At 61.9% G+C, this 1,150-nt stretch carries 1 protein-coding gene; it reads left to right on the forward strand.

Annotated features, from left to right (window positions below; translation table 11 throughout):
• Positions 1-32: 32 nt before the first annotated feature.
• A partial coding sequence (gene dprA, locus ACR0E6_RS21435; RefSeq protein WP_480587100.1) for a DNA-processing protein DprA occupies positions 33-1,150 on the forward strand: 1,118 nt, incomplete at its 3' end.

Consider the following 1,150-nt stretch of genomic DNA (forward strand, 5'->3'; position numbering starts at 1 on the left):
TAAACCAGTTCTGCAATCAGGCGGAGCATCGGATGACCGAAGAGCAGCTTTCTTCCAATCACCCCCCACTCCCACCCACCACGGAAGAGGATCGGTTTTCGTGGCTCCGCCTGTTGCGCTCACGCAAGGTTGGTCCGGCGACGTTTCGTCGGCTGCTAAGCGAACATGGCTCAGCGCAGAACGCGCTGGCCGCGCTGCCTGAAATGGCACGCGCTGCCGGAATAAACGGGTATGAAATCTGCCCTCCCGGCGTGATTGAGGCGGAACTCAAGGCCGCACAAGCCGCCAAAGCGCGGCTTGTGTGCCTTGGGTCCGCCGATTTTCCAATAGCTCTGCAGGATGTATCTGACGCGCCGCCGCTTCTTTGGGCCGTTGGCGATCTTTCCATGCTGCAGAAACCCGCAATCGCAATGGTGGGCGCGCGGAATTGTTCCTCGCTCGGCGCGCGTATGGCGCGTGGTCTGGCGAAAGAACTGGGCGATCTCGGCCATGTTATTGTCTCTGGTCTTGCCCGAGGGATCGACACTTCGGCCCATCTGGCCGCGCTGGACACTGGCACCATCGCCGTGATGGCCGGAGGGGTCAATGTCATCTACCCAGCCGAGAACAGCGAACTGGCGCATAAGATCGGCGAGACAGGCCTACGCCTGTCCGAGCAACCTATGGGGCTGACACCACAAGCCCGCCACTTTCCGCGCCGCAACCGGATTATTTCGGGGCTGGCTCAAGCGGTCGTGGTGGTTGAGGCCGCGGCTAAGTCCGGCAGCCTGATCACCGCGAGGGATGCGCTGGACCAGGGGCGCGAGGTTCTCGCCGTGCCCGGCCATCCGTTCGATGCACGGGCCTCTGGATGCAATTTGTTGATTCGGGACGGCGCGACCTTGATCCGGTCTGCGGAAGATGTGATCGAAGCCCTGCCCAAGGGAGAGAACCTCTTCCAAACGCGTAGTGAGCCCCCTGCTCCGCACACATCGGCACCCGCTGTAGCGCTGCACGATCAAATCCTGCAACGACTCGGCCCATCGCCCATCGCCGAGGACCAACTGCTGCGCGATATCGCCGCTTCGGCCGGTGATCTTGGTCCCGCTTTGGTAGATCTGGAACTTGAAGGGCGAATCCAGCGCCAACCCGGTGGGCTTTTGTCTCTAGC

The organism is Ruegeria sp. AP12, from assembly GCF_056540025.1.